The organism is Fodinibacter luteus (assembly GCF_039541575.1).
Taxonomy (GTDB): domain Bacteria; phylum Actinomycetota; class Actinomycetes; order Actinomycetales; family Dermatophilaceae; genus Fodinibacter; species Fodinibacter luteus.
The window spans coordinates 43602-62431 of record NZ_BAABGM010000020.1 but is presented as its reverse complement, the minus strand read 5'-3'; the positions used below and the strand labels follow the sequence as shown (position 1 = coordinate 62431).

Annotated in this window: 14 protein-coding genes; 3 read left to right on the top strand and 11 right to left on the bottom strand. The window is 71.4% G+C overall.

Features of this window, described 5'->3' with window-relative positions; genetic code table 11:
- Positions 1–312: 312 nt before the first annotated feature.
- From ABD899_RS15050 to ABD899_RS15040, 3 genes are all read right to left on the bottom strand, one after another.
- Complete coding sequence (locus ABD899_RS15050) at positions 313–618, bottom strand: glutaredoxin domain-containing protein (RefSeq protein WP_345207470.1); 306 nt, start codon at positions 616–618, stop codon at positions 313–315.
- Between the two features lie 172 nt (positions 619–790).
- On the bottom strand, positions 791–1228 hold the full coding sequence (locus ABD899_RS15045) for a VOC family protein (RefSeq protein ID WP_345207468.1): 438 nt from the start codon (positions 1226–1228) through the stop codon (positions 791–793).
- Positions 1229–1568: 340 nt separating this feature from the next.
- Positions 1569–2885: an NTP transferase domain-containing protein gene (locus tag ABD899_RS15040; protein WP_345207466.1), complete on the bottom strand. Its 1317-nt coding sequence runs from the start codon at positions 2883–2885 to the stop codon at positions 1569–1571.
- A 236-nt stretch (positions 2886–3121) separates the two neighbouring features.
- Between ABD899_RS15040 and ABD899_RS15035 the strand changes: the two genes are divergently transcribed.
- Positions 3122–4564: a tyrosine phenol-lyase gene (locus ABD899_RS15035; protein ID WP_345207464.1), complete on the top strand. Its 1443-nt coding sequence runs from the start codon at positions 3122–3124 to the stop codon at positions 4562–4564.
- Positions 4565–4698: 134 nt separating this feature from the next.
- Here the strand turns inward: ABD899_RS15035 and ABD899_RS15030 are convergent, their stop codons facing one another.
- The 3 genes from ABD899_RS15030 to ABD899_RS15020 all read right to left on the bottom strand — a co-directional run bounded on the left by ABD899_RS15030 (position 4699) and on the right by ABD899_RS15020 (position 7909).
- Entirely contained in the window at positions 4699–5886 is a 1188-nt protein-coding gene (locus ABD899_RS15030) for an ABC transporter permease (RefSeq protein ID WP_345207462.1), read from the bottom strand.
- Positions 5883–6836, bottom strand: coding sequence for an ABC transporter ATP-binding protein (locus ABD899_RS15025; protein WP_345207460.1), 954 nt, complete (start codon positions 6834–6836; stop codon positions 5883–5885). The genes ABD899_RS15030 and ABD899_RS15025 overlap by 4 nt, the downstream gene beginning before the upstream one ends.
- Positions 6837–6976: 140 nt before the next feature.
- The gene (locus tag ABD899_RS15020; RefSeq protein ID WP_345207458.1) at positions 6977–7909 is read right to left on the bottom strand and encodes a phosphotransferase family protein; all 933 of its coding nucleotides are present in this window, start codon (positions 7907–7909) and stop codon (positions 6977–6979) included.
- 106 nt (positions 7910–8015) lie between these two features.
- Here ABD899_RS15020 and ABD899_RS15015 point away from each other — a divergent pair, with 106 nt between their 5' ends.
- Positions 8016–8744 carry a DinB family protein gene (locus ABD899_RS15015; protein ID WP_345207456.1) on the top strand — a complete coding sequence of 243 codons (729 nt, stop codon included), beginning with the start codon at positions 8016–8018 and terminating at the stop codon, positions 8742–8744.
- 62 nt (positions 8745–8806) lie between these two features.
- Here ABD899_RS15015 and ABD899_RS15010 read toward each other — a convergent pair whose 3' ends face one another.
- Entirely contained in the window at positions 8807–10024 is a 1218-nt protein-coding gene (locus tag ABD899_RS15010; protein WP_345207454.1) for a PucR family transcriptional regulator, read from the bottom strand.
- 118 nt (positions 10025–10142) lie between these two features.
- Between ABD899_RS15010 and ABD899_RS15005 the strand changes: the two genes are divergently transcribed.
- On the top strand, positions 10143–11642 hold the full coding sequence (locus ABD899_RS15005) for a nitronate monooxygenase (RefSeq protein WP_345207452.1): 1500 nt from the start codon (positions 10143–10145) through the stop codon (positions 11640–11642).
- Between the two features lie 4 nt (positions 11643–11646).
- On the opposite strand, the gene ABD899_RS15000 is transcribed toward ABD899_RS15005, so the two are convergent.
- From ABD899_RS15000 to ABD899_RS14985, 4 genes are all read right to left on the bottom strand, one after another.
- Positions 11647–12030, bottom strand: coding sequence for a nuclear transport factor 2 family protein (locus tag ABD899_RS15000; RefSeq protein ID WP_345207450.1), 384 nt, complete (start codon positions 12028–12030; stop codon positions 11647–11649).
- A 459-nt stretch (positions 12031–12489) separates the two neighbouring features.
- On the bottom strand, positions 12490–14085 hold the full coding sequence (locus ABD899_RS14995; protein WP_345207448.1) for a M28 family peptidase: 1596 nt from the start codon (positions 14083–14085) through the stop codon (positions 12490–12492).
- 122 nt (positions 14086–14207) lie between these two features.
- Positions 14208–16925 (bottom strand): MGH1-like glycoside hydrolase domain-containing protein, encoded by a 2718-nt coding sequence (locus tag ABD899_RS14990; RefSeq protein WP_345207446.1) that lies wholly within the window; start codon positions 16923–16925, stop codon positions 14208–14210.
- On the bottom strand, positions 16922–18610 hold the full coding sequence (locus tag ABD899_RS14985) for an FAD-dependent oxidoreductase (RefSeq protein ID WP_345207444.1): 1689 nt from the start codon (positions 18608–18610) through the stop codon (positions 16922–16924). Before ABD899_RS14985 ends, ABD899_RS14990 begins: the two co-directional genes overlap by 4 nt.
- Between the last annotated feature and the right edge of the window lie 220 nt (positions 18611–18830).

Genomic DNA, 18830 nt, shown 5'->3' with positions numbered 1-18830 from the left:
GGCCCGGGTCCCACGCCCAACTCGTCGCCCAGCAGTGACCGGGCGCGTTGAAAGGCCTCGAGGGCTCGGACTGGGGGGCCATGATGATGATGCCTGCGCCATGGACGCTGGCGACCTGGCAGCACCTGCCTGACGCGGTCAGAACCCCGAGCCGGTGTTCGAGGCCGTGCACGGCTCGTCAGTCTGGGACTGCCACCGATCGAACGATGAGGCCAGCGCCATCTTCGACGCCGCGATGGCCCGCGGTGTCAAGTGTGAAACGACCGGCGGCCCAGTGCCGCACAGTGGTCGACCGCCGACGCTGCGGTCGTGTCACCTCGACAGGGCCGCCTTGACGAGCGCCGGTTCGGGGTTGGTGTGCGGCACGCCGTCGATGACGACCGTCGGAACGGTCTCGTCCCCGCCGTTGACACTCGCGACGAAGGCCCGACCTGCCTGGTCCTCCCAGATGTTGACCCAGCGGGCCTGTTGTCGGTGCGCCCGGACGGCGATGCGGAGCCGGGCGGTGTACGGACACCCCGGACGCCAGTAGATCGCGACACCGTGCCCAGCGTGGGCCAGCGCCTCGTCGTGTGGGGTGCCCACGGGGCGACCGGCGACCATGTCGAGAACCCCCATGCCCCACAGGGTACGAAGAACGTGATGCCAGCGCACCGCCACCGCCCGAACTCTGGCGGCACCGACCTCGGCGGCGTGGAGACGGACACGTCGGCCAGTCGCGGGGCGCGTTCCTGGCCTGACCTTCCGCAGAGAGGACGATCAGGAGGGCGCCGGCGTGGGAGACCGGCGGTCAGCCCTTCCTGAGCTCTTGCGCGAGCATCACGATGATGCCGCTGGGACCGCGGACATAGGTCAGCTTGTACACGTCGCCGTAGCTCGCCACGCCGCGAAGCGGGTAGCAGCCGTGCGCTGCGGCGACCTCGAGGGCCACCTCGAGGTTGTCGACCGAGAAGGCGACCCGGTGCATGCCGATCTCGTTCGGTCGGGTGGGTTCGGTCTCGAGGGCGTCGGGGTGGATGTACTCGAAGAGCTCGAGGCGACCGGTGCCGTCCGGCGTCTGGAGCATGGCGATGTTGACGTGGTTGCCGTCGAGGCCAACCGCGGTGTCGGCCCATTCGCCACTGATCGTGTCACGCCCCAGAACGGTCAGCCCCAGGTCGGTGAAGAAGTCGATCGCCGCGTCGAGATCCCGCACGGCGATGCCGACGTTATCGAGCTTGATGGGCATGCCCTGCACGCTACCGAGTCGCGACGACGCCATGAGGTCCGAAGCCCGAGAGGCGCTGTCTCGGCGTGAGGCGACCACCCAGTTCTGCCGCGGACAGGATGCCGTCTCGCGGCAGTGACGCAGTGACGCACCTCGATGTTCGCGCACGTGCCGATGAGCTCGAGGCCATCGAATGAGCAGGACACGCGCGGCATCGCCCTCGTTCCCGGGCATGTTCTGCTCACTCGTGCGGTCGATCTGGCCACAGGTGATGCAGAGGGCGCGTGGTGTCGCGCCCTCTGCATCACCGGACTCATGCGTGATGGAGGCGATGTCGCCCTTGAGGTCAGGTCCGCGGGTGTCAGGTGTGCATCGCGCGCAGGAGCAGCACCACGCCGCGCGCCGTGTCGAGGTTGGCCGCGATGGCGACGACAGCCAGCCCCCACAGCGGTAGGCCGCCGATCGCCGCCAGGGCGAAGATCAGCAGCCGGACCTCGCGCCGGAAGAGCAACCGCACGCCGGTGTCCCGGCCCACCGCGTGGATGTAGGGGATCAGCAGGCAGCCGCACGCCGCGGCGAACCCCCAGGCCCACGCGGTCTCGGTGTGGCCGGCGCCGATGACGAGGCCGACGACGACGGCGAGGTCGGCATAGCGGTCCAGCAGCGTGTCCAGCGCGGCGCCGCGGCGCGAGGCCCGGCCGCTGACTCGTGCGAGCTCGCCGTCGACGCCGTCGAGGGCGGAGCCGAGCAGGACGCCGAGCCCGCCCGCGGCCATCGCCCACCGGTCGCCCACCGCGATCAGGCCGGACGCGATAAGCGTGGTGGAAAAGGCGAGCAACGTCGCCACCTGCGGGCTGAGCCCGGTCCGCAGCAGCTGGCGGGTCAGGGGTCCCGAGATGCGCCGGTTGACGGTCCGGGCGATGATCTGGTCGGTCGGCTTGGGCCCGTACCGGTGCCACATCGCCCGCTCCAGGGCCCGCACCCCACCGGGTGTGTCGACGGCCGCCCAGAGCCCGGTGAAGTCACAGGTGGTCATCTCGAACCCGTGGTCGAGCATCCGCCGCCGCACGGCGGCCCACGGCATCGCCGGTGCGCCGGCGGTCGCGGCCAGGACGTCGGCGACGTGCACGGAGCTCAGGCCGGCGTCGACCGCGGCGTACTCCTTGAGGTCGGCTGACAGCTCGAGCAGTCGGCCGTCGGCCGCGGTCCGCACCCGAACGGGGGGCACCCCTCCCAGGCCGCCGACCTGGCGCTGTGGGTCACGGTCGACGGCCAGCACGTTGCGACCCGGTGCGGCCATCAGTCGCCGGACGTCGTCGGCCTCGAACACGTGGTCGCCCATGACGACCAGGCAGCGGTCCTCGTCGACCTGCCGGAGGCCCGCCAGCACCGAGGTCGACGTGCCCCGCTGCCAGTCCGGGTTGACGACCAGCTCGACCGGGAGGCGGTGGGAGTGGATGGTCGCCGCCACGTCCTCGCTCCGGTAGCCGGACACCACCACGATCCGGGTCACTCCTGCCTCGCACAGCACCTTGACCGTGCGGTCGAGCAGAGTCACGCCGCCCACCCGCCGCAGCACGGTCGGCTGGAGTGAGCGGGACCGGTGCCCCGACTCCGCGGTGACCACGACGGCGCTCGTCGCCCGTGGCTGGGGAGCGGTCTCCGGGCGCGGGTCCATGGCTCGCAGTATGGGTCAGCACGCTCGTGCGCGCCCCGGGGCTCTGGCACGGTGGTCCCGACTCCGGCCTGGCCTCCTGAATCACTCATCCTGCCCAGCCAGCTGCCAACCTGGACCCCCATTGTGTACACAGTGAGTCACTAGAAGTGGACGGATTGCACGGCTCGATGCGGAAGGACAGGCTGATGTGCACAGGGAAGACACGTCGGCGGCTGTCCCGTCGAGAGAGGACCACCATGGCTGCAATCGCGGAGCCCTACCGGATCAAGATGGTCGAGCCCATCACGCTGACCACTCGTGCCCAGCGTGAAGAGGCCATCCGGGCAGCGGGGTACAACACCTTCCTGCTCCGCAGCGACGACGTCTACATCGACCTCCTCACCGACTCGGGCACGTCGGCGATGAGTGACCGGCAGTGGAGCGCCCTGATGCTCGGCGACGAGGCCTACGCGGGAGCCCGGTCCTTCGACCACCTCGTGGCGGCCGTGCGCGACAACTACGGCTTCCCCTACGTGTGCCCGACCCACCAGGGCCGGGGAGCGGAGCACCTCATCTCGAAGATCCTCATCCGGCCCGGCCAGCACGTGCCGGGGAACATGTACTTCACCACGACCCGCCTGCACCAGGAGCTCGCCGGGGGCACCTTCCACGACGTCATCATCGACGAGGCCCACGACCCCGGCTCCCTGCACCCGTTCAAGGGCAACATCGACATCGGCAAGCTCGAGGCCCTCGTCGCGAAGGTGGGCGCCGAGAACATCGCGTACGTCAACGTCGCCGTCACGGTCAACATGGCCGGCGGGCAGCCCGTGTCGATGGAGAACCTGCGAGCCGTCCGCGAGGTGTGCGACCGGCACGGGATCATCCTGTGGTCCGACGCGACGCGCCTGGCCGAGAACGCCTGGTTCATCAAGCACCGCGAGCCCGGCTACGCCGACCGCTCGAGCGCCTCCATCGCCAGGGAGATGCTCTCCCACGTCGACGGACTCACGATGTCGGGCAAGAAGGACTGCCTCGTCAACATCGGCGGCTTCCTCGCCATGCGCGACGAGCGGATCCTGCTCAAGGCTCGTGAGCTCGTCGTCGTGTACGAGGGCATGCCCACCTACGGCGGGCTCGCCGGTCGCGACCTCGATGCGATGGCGGTCGGTCTGCACGAGGCGCTCGACGACGACTACCTGACCCACCGCATCGGCCAGGTCGCGTACCTGGGCGAGCGACTCAGCGCAGCGGGGGTGCCGATCGTCCGTCCCACCGGGGGCCATGCGGTGTTCCTCGACGCCGCCGCCTTCCTCGACCACCTGTCCCAGGACGAGCTCCCCGCCCAGAGCCTGGCGGCCGAGATCTACCTCGACTCCGGGGTGCGAGCCATGGAGCGCGGCATCGTCTCCGCGGGGCGGGACGACCAGGGCCGCAACCGCCACCCGAAGCTGGAGCTCGTCCGCCTCACCATCCCGCGGCGGGTCTACACCAACTCCCACATGGACGTCGTGGCGGACTCGGTGATCCGTGTGCACGAGCGGCGGCGGGACATCGGGGGGCTCGAGTTCGTCTACGAGTCGCCGACGCTGCGGTTCTTCACGTCCCGCTTCGCGCCCATCGCCCCTGACGTCGACGGCTCGATGGCCGGACTGGAGCGTGGGGGGCGGGACACCGCGGCGCTCGCGGCGCTCGCCTGAGTCGCGAGGCGTCACGGTGCGCCTGACGCCACGGCCCGCGGCGCCGCGACGCCGCGACGCGAACCGGCATCGGAGTGGCCTTGGTCGTCCATTCCTCCGGCCGCGACCCCGGCCGGCGCGGTGGACCCTGACCGTCAGCCCACGCGCAGCGCGTCACGCAGGCGGACCCGGGCCCCGGTGCGGAGCACTGCGTTGGAGTAGATCCGTCCGGCACCCCAGACGAGCACGGGGATCACGACGAGGGAGAGCGCGAGGGACAGGATGATCTCCCAGTTCTCGACGGCCCCGAGCGCGATCCGCATCGGCATGACCATGGGTGCGGCGAACGGGATGTAGCTCAGTGCCACGACGACCGGGCTCGTCGGGTTCCACGGGGCGATGCTGATCCCGATGACGTAGGGGATGGCCATGATCACGAGCACCGGTGCGGTGACCGAGGCGACGTCCTCCTGCCGGGAGACGAGCGAGGCCAGGGCCGCCAGGGCCAACGAGTACGTGATGAACCCGACGACGAACCACACCAGCGCCCAGGCGATGGTGGCGCCCAGGTCGAGGCTGCTGGTGTCGAGCAGCCCCAGGGCCAGGGCGGTGCCGGCCGCGGCGACGATGACGGCGACCACCTGGAGCAGGCCGATGACCCCGATGCCGAGCACCTTTCCGGTCATGAGCTGCCAGGGCCGGATGGTGCTGAGCAACAGCTCGACGACCCGGGTGGACTTCTCCTCGACGACGCCTTGCGAGACGAGCTGTGCGGTCGTCTGAAGGGCCAGGAACAGCAGGATGCCGGCCACGTAGCCTGCCGCGATCTGCCCACCGTCGCGCTCTGGCTCCGGATCGAGGGTCCGGATCTTCACGGTGGCCGAGGCCAGCTGCTCGGCCACCTGCGCCGGGTCGCCTCCGAGGTCGGCGACGGCGGCCCGGAGTGCGGCTTGCTGACGCAGCACCGTCAGCATCGCGTACTGCTCGGGGTCGGGCTGGGTTCGCACGACGACGGTGAAGTCCGTCGGGCCCCCGGTCAGCGCTGCGTCGGCATCCTCGTCCGCGACGGCGGCCTGCGCAGCGGCATCGTCGTCCACCTGGATGACCCTGACGGTCTCGTCGTTCGCGCGGGCGATGTCCTGCAGGGGCTGCGCCAGCGGCTGGGTACGCGGGGTCACCGCGACGCTCGCGGCCGAGGAGGACCCGAGGGCGAGGTCCAGGATGACGCCGCCAGCCACGATCGCCGCGACGAGCAGACCCGTGGTCCACAGGAAGGACCTGGACCGGACGCGGGTGCTGATCTCGCGGCCCGCGACGAGGCGGATCGTCTCGAGCGCGCTCATCGACGCGCGCCCTCGTCGACTCGGTCGCCCGTGGGCGGACCGCCGGAGTCGCTGACCGCGTGCCGGTACAGCTCGACGAGGTGCGGCCGGACCGGACCGAACGCATCGACCGGGCCGACCGCCAGTGCGGCCTGCAGCAGCTCCTGGCCCGCGTCGTCCGCCTGGCCCGGTCGGTCCACCTCGACGACGGTGAGTGACCCCCGGCTGCTGAGGACGCGAGCCCCGGGCACTCTCTCCGGCCAACCCGTGTCCGCGGCAGGGCCCTCGACCTGCCACCGGAGCCCGCCGCGGCCTCGCAGCTCGTCGATCGACCCGACGGCGACCATCGAGCCGTCCTTGATGATGCCGACACGGTCACAGAGCCGCTCGACGAGGTCGAGCTGGTGCGAGGAGAACAGCACTGGGACACCGGCATCGGCTCGCTCCCGGAGCACCTGGCTCATCACGTCGACGGCGACGGGGTCCAGCCCGGAGAACGGTTCGTCGAGGATGAGAATGTCCGGCTCGAAGACGAGCGCCGCGCACAGCTGCACCCGCTGCTGGTTACCCAACGACAGCTTCTGGACCTCGTCGTCCAGACGGCTCGAGATGCCGAGGACGTGCGTCCAGCGCTGCACCGCCTCCTCGGCCTGGGCCGGGCTCCTGCCGTGCAGCCTGGCGAGATAGCGGAGCTGGCTGCCCACCCGCATGCGGGGGTAGAGGCCGCGTTCCTCGGGCATGTAGCCGATCCGGCTGCTCACCGCGAGGCCGACCGGCTGCCCCGCCCACCGGACCGTGCCGGCATCCGCGGCAAGCACCCCCACAGCGATCCGCATCGCCGTGGTCTTGCCGGCGCCGTTCGATCCGACGAAGCCGAAGATCTCGCCGGACCCGACCGTGAGGCTCATGTCGCGCAGTGCATGGATCTCGCCGTAGGACTTGTCCAGGTCCACCAGCTCGAGCTCGGGCAAGGAACCCCTCCTCTCAGCCGCCGCGGGCCGAGTCGACGGTGGACGCTGGTCGAGAGAGACACTCTGCTTCGTGGGCCAGGCGCGCGCAACCCCTCGGTTCCGCAGCCGTAGCGAACGACCGCGCTTCCCCGTCCACCGCCTCAGTGCCCCACCCGGCCGTCGAGGAACATCTCCAGCCGCCGCCGGGTGCTCTCCGGGTCGGCGGGGAGATGCCCGTTGACCGCTCGGGCCGCCCAGCCCAGCCGGGTCGCCAGGCGCGAGGCCTCCACCAGGTCGGCGTGCGAGAGGTCGGGGTGGGCGGCCGCATAGGGCGCGAGGAACGAGTCGCGGAACGGTCCGGTGTCCACGGAGCTCTCCACGTCGTCCAGGCCAAAGGCGATCTGCCCCTCCAGCGCGACGGCCAGCACGAAGAACGGGTGGGAGACACAGGCGTCGCCCCAGTCGACGACCCAGTGGCGACCTGCGCGCACGAAGACCTGCCCGTCGTGCAGGTCGTCGTGCTGCACGGAGTCACGGATGCCGTAGGCCGCGAGCCGCTCGCACAGCTCGGCCACCCGGCCGGTCGCGGCGCGGAAGGGAGGCGCGGCGTCGACCTCCTCCACGAGCGCGGCGTAGCGCGCCGGCAGGGTGGCCAGCCGCAGGTCGGGGACACCCATCGCGAGGAGGGCGTCGACGTCGTCCTCCATCGCGATGCTGATCCGCGCCACCGAGTCCAGGACGGGGTGCCACCGCTCCAGGCTCGCCTCGACAACGACCAGCTCACGCATCCGCTGCCCCGCGTCGCGCATGAGCATCCAGCCGCGGTCGAGGTCGGCGGCCAGGAGCGGCTCGACCCGGTCGGGGACGCGGTCGGCGAGCAGCGTCACCAGTGCCGCTTCGTGCCGGAGGGGACCGTGGTTGGCCTTGAACCACACCGGCCCGGTGGTCGTCGGGACCCTGAGCACGGTCGACCAGACCCGGACGTGCGGCTGCTCGGCGTCGCCGGTGCGCTCCAGCCCGAGCGCGGCGGTCTGCTCATCGACCCACGCCTGGGCACCGGCAAGCCACTCGGGGTCGGTCCAGAGGTCGGTCACCGTCAAGTTGTAGCGGCTCGCGCTGCGCCCCGCACCCCCCTTGCGTGACTCGAGGGGCGCGCACCTGTCGCCCACGCCTGTCCCCCGCGGCGGTGATGATGGAGCGATGACGACCTACTCAGGCACGAAGCAGTTCGAGGGCGCGACCTTCGTCAGGGCCAGCTTCAAGGGGGCCACCGTGCGCTTCTCCGACGTCAGCGGTGTGACGATGCGCAGCGTCGACGTGAACGGCCTCGACATCGACAGCCACGACCTGTTCTTCGGCAGCCTCGTCGTGAACGGGGTCGACGTGGTGCCGCTGGTGGAGGCCGAGCTCAACCGGCAGTTCCCGGGCCGCGAGCTGCAGAAGGCGCGCACCCCCGAAGGGCTGCGCGAGGGCTGGGTCGCGGTGCAGGCCGCGTGGCAGAGCACGGTGGAGGGCACGCCGCCGGGCCTGGTGGACGCGCACGTCGAGGACGAGTGGTCCATGGCGCAGACCCTGCGCCACCTCGTCCTGGCGACCGACGCCTGGCTGCGCGGAGCGGTCCTGCGGATGCCGCAGCCGTTCCACGAGATCGGCCAGGTCTTCACCGGAGCCGACGAGATGGGCTTCGACACGTCGATCTTCCGGGCCGACCCGCCGGCCTACGACGAGATCCTCGCGGTGCGTACGGAGCGACAGCAGCAGCTGACCGACTTCCTCTCCACGGTCACCGCGGATCTGCTCGCGGAGGAGCGCGAGGACCCCTGGGGCGGTGACTGGCGTCCCAGCGTCGGTGACTGCGTTCGGGTGATCCTGGAGGAGGAGTGGGCGCACCTGCGCTACGTCCGACGGGATCTCGCTCGCCTGCGGTGAGCCAGGCGCAGCTGTGTGGTTCCTGACACCTCACGGGTGACGACGCTGCCCCTCGGGCGACATCACCCGGCAGCGGCCGGGGTCCAGCCGCTCGGGCCCTGGAGGGCCAGGAGGAGGGCGAAGCGGTCGTGGGGGTCCTCCAGCGCGGTGCCGAACAGCCTGCGGAGCTCGGCCATCCGGTAGCTCACCGTCTGGGGGTGCACCCCGAGGTCGCTCGACGTCGCCACGCGGTCACCGTGGTGAGCCAGCCACGAGCAGAGGGTGGTGGCCATGACCGGGCGGCGGGCGGCGGTCACCTCCTCGAGCGGCGCGAGCACCTGGCCGCGCAGGTCGGCGAGCAGCCGCCGGTCGGCGTGGACGACCAGCGTCGCGAGGTGCTCCGCGGCGGCGACGAGGCCGTTCCCGTCGAGCACTCCCTCGTCGACGAGGGTGGCGATGGCGCGGGCGTGGGCCAGGGAGATCGGCGCCTCCTCGGGCGGGCGCACCGTGCCGACCGACACGGTGACCCCGGGGGGCACCAGCCGCGCCCGCGCACGCCGGTCGCGCAGCACGACGTCGGGCACGAGGGCGCGCACCTCGTCCTCGGAGGACACGAACAGGACCTCCGGGTGCGGCGCCGCCTGTCCGCGCGAGGCCTCGACGTCCCCGGGCGGTCGCCAGATCGCGACGGCGAGGCGGTCCGGCAGCGGCCAGCCCGCGTCGCCCGCGAGGTCGTTGACCCGCGGCGCCGAGGTCGCCGCCTCCCCGTCGAGGATCGCCTGCGCGAGCTGCCGGCGAGCCAGGTCGCGGTGCCCCGCGCGACGCACCTGCGCCCGGGTGAACCCCAGCGTGCTGGCGGCCGACAGCTCGTCGACGTAGGCGAAGATCGCCTCCGCGAGCCGGATCACCTGGTCGGTGGGAACCCGCGCCGTGACGGCAGCCCCGGAGAAGTGCACCCAGGCGCCCCGGGCGCCGACCCGGTATGCCGTGAGCAGCGTCTCGAGGGACCGTCCGTGGTGGTCCTCCCGCGCCCCGAACGAGCCGTAGAGCTCGGTGAGGGCGGGGTCGAGGGCGTCGACCTCCCGGCCGAGGAGGCTGAGGAAACGCTCCAGGGCCCGCACGATCCCGCGACGCAGGGCGACCCCGTACTGGCCGGCTAGGTCCTTTCCCAGGCTCGGCAGCTCCTGGTCGATGTGCTCGAGGGTGTCCTCGACGAGGGCCGGGAGGGTGGGCCGCAGCGTCGACGCGATCGACGGGTCGATCGCCGCCCACGGACGGCCACTTCGCTTGTTTGTCACCACGTGCCAAAACGTACGCCTCAAGTGCCCTCGACCGCCCCTATCGGCCGCGGCGGCCGCGGCGCAGGGTGGAGGTTGACCACATCGTGCGAGAGAGCCGACCGCCATGACCGTCACGCCCGTGTCCATCACCAGAGCGCCGACCGAGACCTTCCCAGCGACCCGTGACGCGAGGTGGCGCGGGGCGCCGCCCCGGGTCATCCAGGGCGGGATGGGTGTGGCCGTCTCCGGGTGGCCGCTGGCCCGCGCCGTCGCCTCGGTCGGCCAGCTCGGCGTGGTCTCGGGCACGGCGCTCGACGTCGTCTGCGCCCGCCGGCTCCAGGACGGCGACACCGGTGGGCACGTTCGGCGCGCGCTGGCCGCCTTCCCGGTGCCTCGGGTCGCCGAGTGGATCCTCGCCGCCTACTTCGTCGAGGGCGGGATCGCGCCGGGAGAGGCGTACCGCCCGGTGCCTCGGCACACCGTCGCCTCCGGTGAGAAGCTGCTCGAGCTCACCGTCGCCGCCAACTTCGTCGAGGTCTTCCTGGCCAAGGAGGGTCATGAGGGGCTGGTCGGCGTCAACTACCTGCACAAGATCGACCTGCCCCTGCCGGCGGCCTGCTTCGGAGCCCTGCTGGCCGGCGTGGACGTCGTCCTCGTCGGCGCGGGCAACCCCGCTGACATCCCCGCGCTCGTGCGCGGGCTGGCCACCGGCGAGGACGTCCGCCTCGCCATCAAGGTCATGGGCAGCAGGGTCGCCGACGGGCCGACCGAGGTGCTCTTCCGCCCCCGTTCGGTGGTGCCCGGGGTCGCCGCGCTGCCTGTCCCGCTCGTGGTGGCGATCATCGCCTCGAACGACCTCGCGAGCGGCCTGGTCGCCGACCCGGCCACGCGTCCCGACGGTTTCGTGGTCGAGGGCCCCACCGCCGGCGGGCACAACGCCCCACCTCGCGGGCCCCGTGCCCTCGACGGCCTCGGCCAACCCGTCTACGGCGAGCGCGACGAGGTCGACATCGCCTCGGTCGTCGCCCTCGGACTGCCGGTGTGGGTCGCGGGCGGACAGGCCACGCCGAGCGGGCTGCGAGCCGCCCTCGCCTCGGGTGCGGCGGGCATCCAGGCCGGGACCGTGTTCGCGTACAGCGACGAGTCCGGGTTCGCCGAGGACATCAAGGCCCGGGTCCGCGAGGACGCACTCCGCGGTGACCTCGTCGTCCGGGCCGACTGGCGGGTCTCGCCGACCGGCTTCCCCTTCCGCGTGGCCGAGCTCCCCGGGACACTGACCGACCGCGAGGTCGCGGCCGCACGACAACCGGTGTGCGACCTCGGCGTGCTCCGGTCGGCCTACCGGCGCCCGGACGGCGAGGTGGACTTCCGCTGCCCCGCCGAGCCCCAGAAGGCCTACCTGCGCAAGGGTGGCCGGGAGGCGAACCGCGAGGGCCGGGTCTGCCTGTGCAACGCGCTCCTCGCCGGGGCCGGCCTGGCGCAGCGAAGGCCCAAGGGCGCCGTCGAGCCGGCCCTGGTCACGGCCGGTGGGGACCTCGCCCCGGTCGTGACCATGCTCGGTCAGCGGCGGGCCGGCGCCACCGGGTACACCGCGGCCGAGGTCGTCGCCCACCTCCTCACCGGCGCAGAGCCCGAGTAGCGGACTACGCCTTCGCGGGCAACGGGCCTAAGAAGCCCACGATGCTGCCGATCTTCCCGTCGGTCGTGACCTGGACGAAGTCGGTACCTGCCAGCGGGACCGACCCGTCCGGCATGGTGAGCTGCCAGCTGAAACGGCCCTTGTCGTGGTGGGCGTCCACGGCGCTCGTCGCTGCGATGACCATCCCCGGGAAGTCCGCGAACGAGGCACCGATGTGCGCGTGCAAGGCACCGCGTCCGGCCACGTCGGCCAACGGGTCCGTGTAGGTGCCGTCCTCGTCCCACGCCTCGTCCAGCAGTCGCTGTCGCGCAGCGGCGTCGGGCTCGCTCCACGCCCGGCAGTAGGTGCCCACCAGATCGTCCAGACTCCACGTGCTGTTCTCACTCACGGCTTCTCCTCCAGATCCGGCGTCCTCCATGGAAGCGGTCCATCCGCCCGTGGCCGACCAGTCAGCCACGCGATCGCCGTTGCGCTGCCTCGAGGTCGTCGGCCGACCGACGACTCGTCATGGGCATCTTCCACACGGTAGCCCTCGTCGAGGCGCCGGGGAATAGCCCATCGGTGCCATGGAACGCCCCCGGCGCCCGACCGTGCCGCACGTCGATGGAGAGCACCCAGGCCGGCCGCACCGACGAGACGACGACTGGCGGCGACACGCCGACGTCGGCTGGACGGGCGTGGCGCCGGACCGAAGTGACGCTGACCTGGACGTCCCGCGCGACGCCCACGGACCAACGGCCATGAGCTGCGGTCTTTCGGGCTCAACGTCCTCCCTTGAGACCGGACTCGGCCGGTCACGACTGCTCGTGACCGGCCGAGTCGGCATCGCCTCTGCGTGGCGTCGCGGCTACCTGGTGAGCTTGTTCTTCATCGCATCCAGGCTCTTGCCGGCCCCGTGCGACCTGCCCGGCGCACTGACGTCGTTCACGGTCGAGGTGTCGAACGCGAACGTGATGATCGACGCCGCAACGGCATCGGAGTTGACGTCGAGGGCGAACGCGTTCACGTTGCCGACGAGGTCGTAGTCCTCCTCGAGCGCCGCGTACAGCTCGGCGTCCTGTCCCGCGCCGGTGAGGTTGTCACACGGCTGGTGGTAGCACGGGTCGTACGAGGCACCCGGTACCCCGCCGTACAGCGCCGCCTCAGCGGCGGTCTTCTCGCCTTCGGCCCCGGTGAAGAGCCCACCGGCGGGAATCCCGACGGCGATGAACGGTCCGTAGTCCGAACGACCCGAGAACTCCGAGTCCTGGTAGGGCTGGCCGATGCTCGTGTAGTACCTCTCGAACACGTCCTCGATCTGGGCCGAACCCGCAGGGATGAATCCGGCAGGTGCCGTCCCTCCGGAGTTGTCCCCGTCGTAGACGCCGAAGAAGTAGTTCGGCGAAGCGATCATGTCGAAGTTCAGGTACAGCGCGATGTCGTCGAGGGCGGTGTCGGCCAGGTTCTCGACGTAGTACTCGGATCCCAGCAGGCCTTCCTCCTCCGCACCCCACCAGGCGAACCGCACCGTGTTGTTCGGCTTGACCTTCGACATCTGGATGGCCGTCTCCAACAGCGCGGCGCTGCCGGAGCCGTTGTCGTTGATACCGGCGCCGTCCTGCACGCTGTCGAGGTGGGCCCCGGCCATGACCGTGTTGGCGTCGTTGCCGGTCGCGGTCTCGGCGAGCACGTTCCAGGTGACTCGGGTCTCGGCCGCGAAGTCGACCGTCACCGTCACCGTGGCGTCGGGCGTGCTGGCGAGGTCGAGCCCCACCTGAGTGGTCACGAAGATGGCCGGGATCTCGAGACCCGCCGCGTCGCCGATCATGCCGACCAGGCCGGTCCGCCCGTCATTGGCGACGATCACGGCACTGGCCCCGGCGGCCTGCGCGTTGAGCGCCTTCACCGCGAAGCCGCAGCCGCCACGCTGGACCAGCGCGATCGCGCCCTCGGGGAAGCCCGCGAAGTCGTCCGCGGTGCACCCGCTGGTGCCGCCCGCGCCCGCTGGCATGTCCGGCACGGGCGGGTCCGCGAAGTCCACCGGAACGACCACGCCTGTGGCAGTCCCCTCCGGAACACCCGTCGGGAACTGGGCCCGGAGGAAGTCCCGCCCGTCGACCCAGCTCGTGGCCGGGTCGTCACGCACGAGCTCGGAGTTCTCCTCGAAGTACGGGAACTCGAACTCCTGGACGACAGGGGTGTACCCGGCGGCGCGCAGCTCGGCCACCACGTAGTCGACGGACGCCTTGTACCCGTCCCGGCCTGCCGCGCGATCGCCGTACTCGTCGGCGATCGCCTGGAAGGCTTCGAGGTGGTCGACCACCCCCTCGAGGGTGACCGCCTTCGTCAGCTTCGCGACGGAATTGTTGTTGGGCGCCGCCGCGGTCGGGGACACAGACCCCACCGCTGCGACCAGGGCACCGGCCGCGATGACGGCACCCACCCCACGAGTTCTGAACGACATGACGCTCCTCTCGACACTCGGCGACCCCTTTGTCACCAAGGTTGTCGACCCTAACCGCGGCAGTGCGGCAATCCGGGACTCCGTGCAGACCGAGATCAGCCCGGCGGTGAGGATGCCGGGGGTCAGGGATGGCGGGGACGTCGAGGTCGGGGGGTCGCGGCGGCGCCCGGCGGGTCGAGGATCAGGTCGACGACCAGGGCCGTCCACCCGGTCTGGTGGCTGGCTCCGAGGCCCGCGCCGTTGTCACCGTGGAAGTACTCGAAGAACAGCAGGTTGTCCTTCCAGGCCGGGTCCTCCTGCATCCGCCGGACACCGCCGAAGACGGGACGTCGGCCCTGGTCGTCGGGCAGCCAGATGGCGAGGATGCGGTCGGCGAGGTCCTGTGCCACCTCGCCGAAGGTGAGCCGGTTGCCCGAGCCGGTGGGGTACTCCAGGGTGAAGTCGTCCCCGAGGAAGCGCTGCAGGCGCACGAACTGGCGCACGGCCACGTAGTTCACCGGGAGCCAGACGGGTCCACGCCAGTTCGAGTTGCCCCCGAACATGGCAGTGGTGGACTCGGCGGGCTGGTAGTCGATCGTGGCCCCGCCCACACCCTCCAGGGTGTACGGCATCCCGTGATAGCGCTTCGACAGGGCCCTCAGGCCGTGCGGGGAGAGGAAAGCGTCCTCGTCGAGGAACTCCCGGAGCGCCGTGCGGATCCCGTCGGGAGGGAGCACGGAGACCAGCAGGCTCTCGTGGCCGTCGAGGTCGCGGACCCGGCCGACCAGGCTGCCGCCCTCGCCCACCCACCGCTCACGGATGCGGGCGAACCCCTTCCCGAGCCGCTCGAGGAGCTCGGCCTGCGGCCTGGGCAGGCCGGTGGCGGGTAGCAGCGGGATGAGCCCGGCGATGGTGCGCACCCTCACCGCCGTCGACTCGCCCGAGGGGAGGACCAGCCGGTCGTAGAAGAAGGCGTCCTCGGTGTCGAACAGGCCCTGCTTGTCCAGGGCGCGCCCGATCTGGAGGAACTGCTCGAGGAACTTGACGACCATGTCGTCGTACACCTCGTTCTCCCGGGCGAGCTCGACGGCGATGACCAGCATCGACAGTGCGTAGTAGGCCATCCAGGCCGTCCCGTCCGCCTGCTCCAGGTGACACCCCTCGGGAAGGTTCGAGCGGTCGATGGGACTGATGTTGTCCAGCCCGAGGAACCCCCCGCCGAAGACGTTGTTCCCGTCGGCATCCTGGCGGTTGAGCCACCACGTGAAGTTGACGAGGAGCTTCTGGAACACCCGCTCGAGGAAGTCACGGTCGGTGCCACCGTCGATGAGGAAGACCCGCAGCGCGGCCATGACGTGGACGGGCGGGTTCACGTCGTCGAAGTTCCACTCGTATGCCGGGAGCGCACCGTTGGGGTGCTGGAACCACTCCCGGAGCAGGACGAGCATCTGGTACTTGGCAAACGCCGGATCGAGGTGAGCCCAGGCGATGGCGTGGAAGCCGAGGTCCCAGGCGGCGAACCAGGGGTACTCCCACGGGTCGGGCATCGCGAGGACGTCGAAGGAGTCCAGGTGTCGCCAGGACGCGTTGCGCCCCCGGCGCCGTGCCGCCGGAGGCTGCGGCTGACCGGGGTCGCCGTCGAGCCACCGGGCCACGTCGTAGGGGTAGATCTGCTTGCTCCACACCAGCCCGGCGCTCGCCTGGCGCAGGACCTGCAGGCGCTCCGCGGACGTGCCGTCCGGCGCGAGGCGGGAGTAGAACTCGTCCGCGTCGGCCTCGCGGGCGGCGACCACGGACTCGAACGCCGCACCCGCCCACTGCGGGTCCACCGCGCGGTCGGGTGGGGGCCTGTGGAGGCGCAGCCGCAGCTCGGCGGTCCCGCCGCCGGGGACGGTGACGCGGTAGCGCAGCGCCGCCTTGGTCCCGGTCTCGTCCGGGTTGACCGTGGGGGCACCGGAGACGACGTGGTCGTTGATCCCGTCCTTCGGGAACGGGGTGCTCGGGGGTGCGCCGAAGACGCGGGGCAGGTTGGTCTCGTTCTCGCAGAACAGCGCCTGTGGCGGCGTGCCGCCCGGGCCGGGAGCGGCATCCAGCCGGTAGCCGGCGAGGGCGTGGTCCACCACGAGCAGGGAGGTGCCGTCCCGTTCGATGCGCGGTCGGGCCGCCGCCCGGTCCCAGGACCAGGTGTTGCGGAACCACATCGTGGGCAGCACCTCGAGGGTCGCCTCGTCGACGCCGTGGTTCTCGAGCACGATGCGCATGAGGACCTCGGTGGGGGTTTCCTTCGCGTAGGTGACGTCGACGGACCAGTAGCGGTCGCCGTCGAAGACGCCGGTGTCGAGCAGCTCGAGCTCCGGGTCGTGCAGGCCCCTGCCGTGGTGGAGGAGCCGTTCGTAGGGGAACTCGTCCTGCGGATAGTGGTAGCGCCAGCGCAGCAGCGCATGGCTGGGCAGGGCGTCGAGGTACCACCAGTACTCCTTGGCGTCCTCGCCGTGGTTGCCCTCCGGGCCGGTGAGCCCGAACATCCGCTCCTTGAGGATCGGGTCCCGGCCGTTCCACAGCGCCAGCGCGAGGCACAGCTCGTGGCGGATGTCTGAGATCCCCGCCATCCCGTCCTCGTTCCAGCGGTAGGCCCGCGACCGCGCGTGGTCGTGCGGGAACGACCTCCAGGCGTCGCCGTCCGCGGAGTAGTCCTCCCGCACCGTGCCCCAGGCCCGCTCGCTCAGGTACGGACCCCACTCGTACCAGGGGTTCGCGCTGAACAGGTCGGCCTCGGCGCGTCCCGTCGCCTCGGCGAGCCGGGCGTGCTCGGCTGTCGGCGCCTGCGACGGAGCGCCCGGGCTGGGTACGTCCGCGGTCACGGTGTCGGCCAGAGGACTCGGGACAGCATCCCTCCGGACAGCACGCTGGCATCGAAGCCGTTCTGCTGCAGGCACCGGGTCGCGGTGTAGGCCCGCTGACCCGAGCGGCAGATGACGCGGATCTCACGGTCCCGCGGGAGCTCGTCCAGGCGTGACCTCAGCTGGCCGAGGGGGATGTTGACGGCGCCCGGGACCTGCTCCACCGCCAGCTCGACCGGCTCGCGGACATCGAGCAGGAAGGCGTCCCCTCCGGAGTCCCAGTGACTGACCGGCATGTCCCCGCGCAGGACACCGGCCGCCACCATCCCCGCGAAGTTGACGGGGTCCTTGGCGCTGCCGAACGGCGGCGCGTAGCACAGCTCCGCCTCCTCGAGGTCGTAGACCGTCGCACCGAGCTGGATCGCGAGGGCCAGGTCTCCGATGCGCTTGTCGACCCCGTCCTCCCCGATGGCCTGGGCGCCGAGGAGCCGGCCGTCGGACGTGCGGAACAGCACCTTCATGGCGATCGGCTTGGCACCCGGGTAGTAGCCGGCGTGCGAGTTCGGGTAGAGGTACACCCGCTCGTAGTCGTCGTCGCCCACCCGGCGCAGCGACTTCTCGCTGGCCCCGGTCCACGCCGCGGCCGCCCCGAAGAGCTGGATGATCGACGTCCCCTGGGTGCCCCGGAAGTGGGCGTCCCGCCCGGCGATGACGTCGGCCGCGATGCGGGCCTGCCGGTTCGCCGGCCCGGCGAGTGCGATGAGGCTCTGCTCGCCGGTGACGAAGTCGCGCACCTCGACGGCGTCGCCGACGGCGAAGATCGAGGGGTCGCTCGTGCGCATCTGGTCGTCGACCTTGATGCCGCCGCGCTCACCGATCTCGAGGCCGGCCATGGTCGCCAGCGTGGTCTCCGGCCGCACCCCGAGCGCGACGATGACGACGTCCGCCGGGAGCTCGCGGCCCGAACGGGTGCTGACGACGAGGGACTCGTCGTCCTGCTGGCTGAACGACGCCACGCCGTCACCGACGACCACGTGCACACCGTGCATCTCGAGGAAGTCCTTCACGAGGTTTCCGTACTCGGCGTCCAAGGGCGCCAGCAGCTGGTCGGCCAGCTCGATGACCGTCACGTCGAAGTCACGGTGGACGAGGTTCTCGGCCATCTCGAGGCCGATGAAGCCACCGCCGACGACGACCGCGTGGCGCTTCGGCCGCACGGTCTGGAAGCCGGAGTACCGGTCCATGCCGGCGAGGAAGCTCGTGCCGCGCTCGATCCACTCGCGGATCTCGCGCGCGTCCGGCACGGTGCGCACCGAGAAGACGCCCGGCAGGTCGATCCCGGGGATCGGCGGGCGCACCGAGGCCGCGCCCGGTGCGAGCACCAGGGTGTCGTACGACTCAGCCGTCACCGCGCCGCTGGCGACGTCACGCAGCTGCACGGTCTTGGCGACCGGGTCCACACCGACGGCCTCGCACCCGGTGCGGCAGTCGACGGCGAAGTGCCCTCGGAACACCTGCTCGTTGGCGACGAGCAGATCGGACTCGTGCTCGATCACGCCGCCCACGTGGTAGGGCAGCCCGCAGTTGGCGAAGGAGACGTAGGGGCCCCGCTCCACCATGACGATCTCGGCGTGCTCGTCCAGCCGGCGCAGCCGCGCGGCGCACGAGGCGCCCCCCGCGACCCCGCCGACGATGATGACCTTCACGGTTGTTCTCCTTCGCGAGACGGGTGGGTGGGACCGGGAGGCGTTGCCGGCCCGTCGAGCCCGGTGACGGCTCCCTCGTCCGTGGGTGGAGGGCGTGCCGCGACCGGGCCGATGGGTCATTGCTACGCCCGCCGCCGACGCCTCGCGTCCCCCGGAGAGGGTGATGCGACGGTGGGCAGGCCGACCCAGACTCAGGAGGCGCGGGGCGCGGGCCCCGCGC

What these genes read in the sequence shown, in the direction of transcription:
- ABD899_RS15040 (WP_345207466.1), bottom strand. Translation starts at nt 2,885, where the DNA reads ATGGACCCGCGCCCGGAGACCGCTCCCCAGCCACGGGCGACGAGCGCC.
- ABD899_RS15050 (WP_345207470.1), bottom strand. Translation starts at nt 618, where the DNA reads ATGGGGGTTCTCGACATGGTCGCCGGTCGCCCCGTGGGCACCCCACAC.
- ABD899_RS15030 (WP_345207462.1), bottom strand. Translation starts at nt 5,886, where the DNA reads ATGAGCGCGCTCGAGACGATCCGCCTCGTCGCGGGCCGCGAGATCAGC.
- ABD899_RS15015 (WP_345207456.1), top strand. Translation starts at nt 8,016, where the DNA reads ATGACGACCTACTCAGGCACGAAGCAGTTCGAGGGCGCGACCTTCGTC.
- ABD899_RS15035 (WP_345207464.1), top strand. Translation starts at nt 3,122, where the DNA reads ATGGCTGCAATCGCGGAGCCCTACCGGATCAAGATGGTCGAGCCCATC.
- ABD899_RS14995 (WP_345207448.1), bottom strand. Translation starts at nt 14,085, where the DNA reads ATGTCGTTCAGAACTCGTGGGGTGGGTGCCGTCATCGCGGCCGGTGCC.
- ABD899_RS15045 (WP_345207468.1), bottom strand. Translation starts at nt 1,228, where the DNA reads ATGCCCATCAAGCTCGATAACGTCGGCATCGCCGTGCGGGATCTCGAC.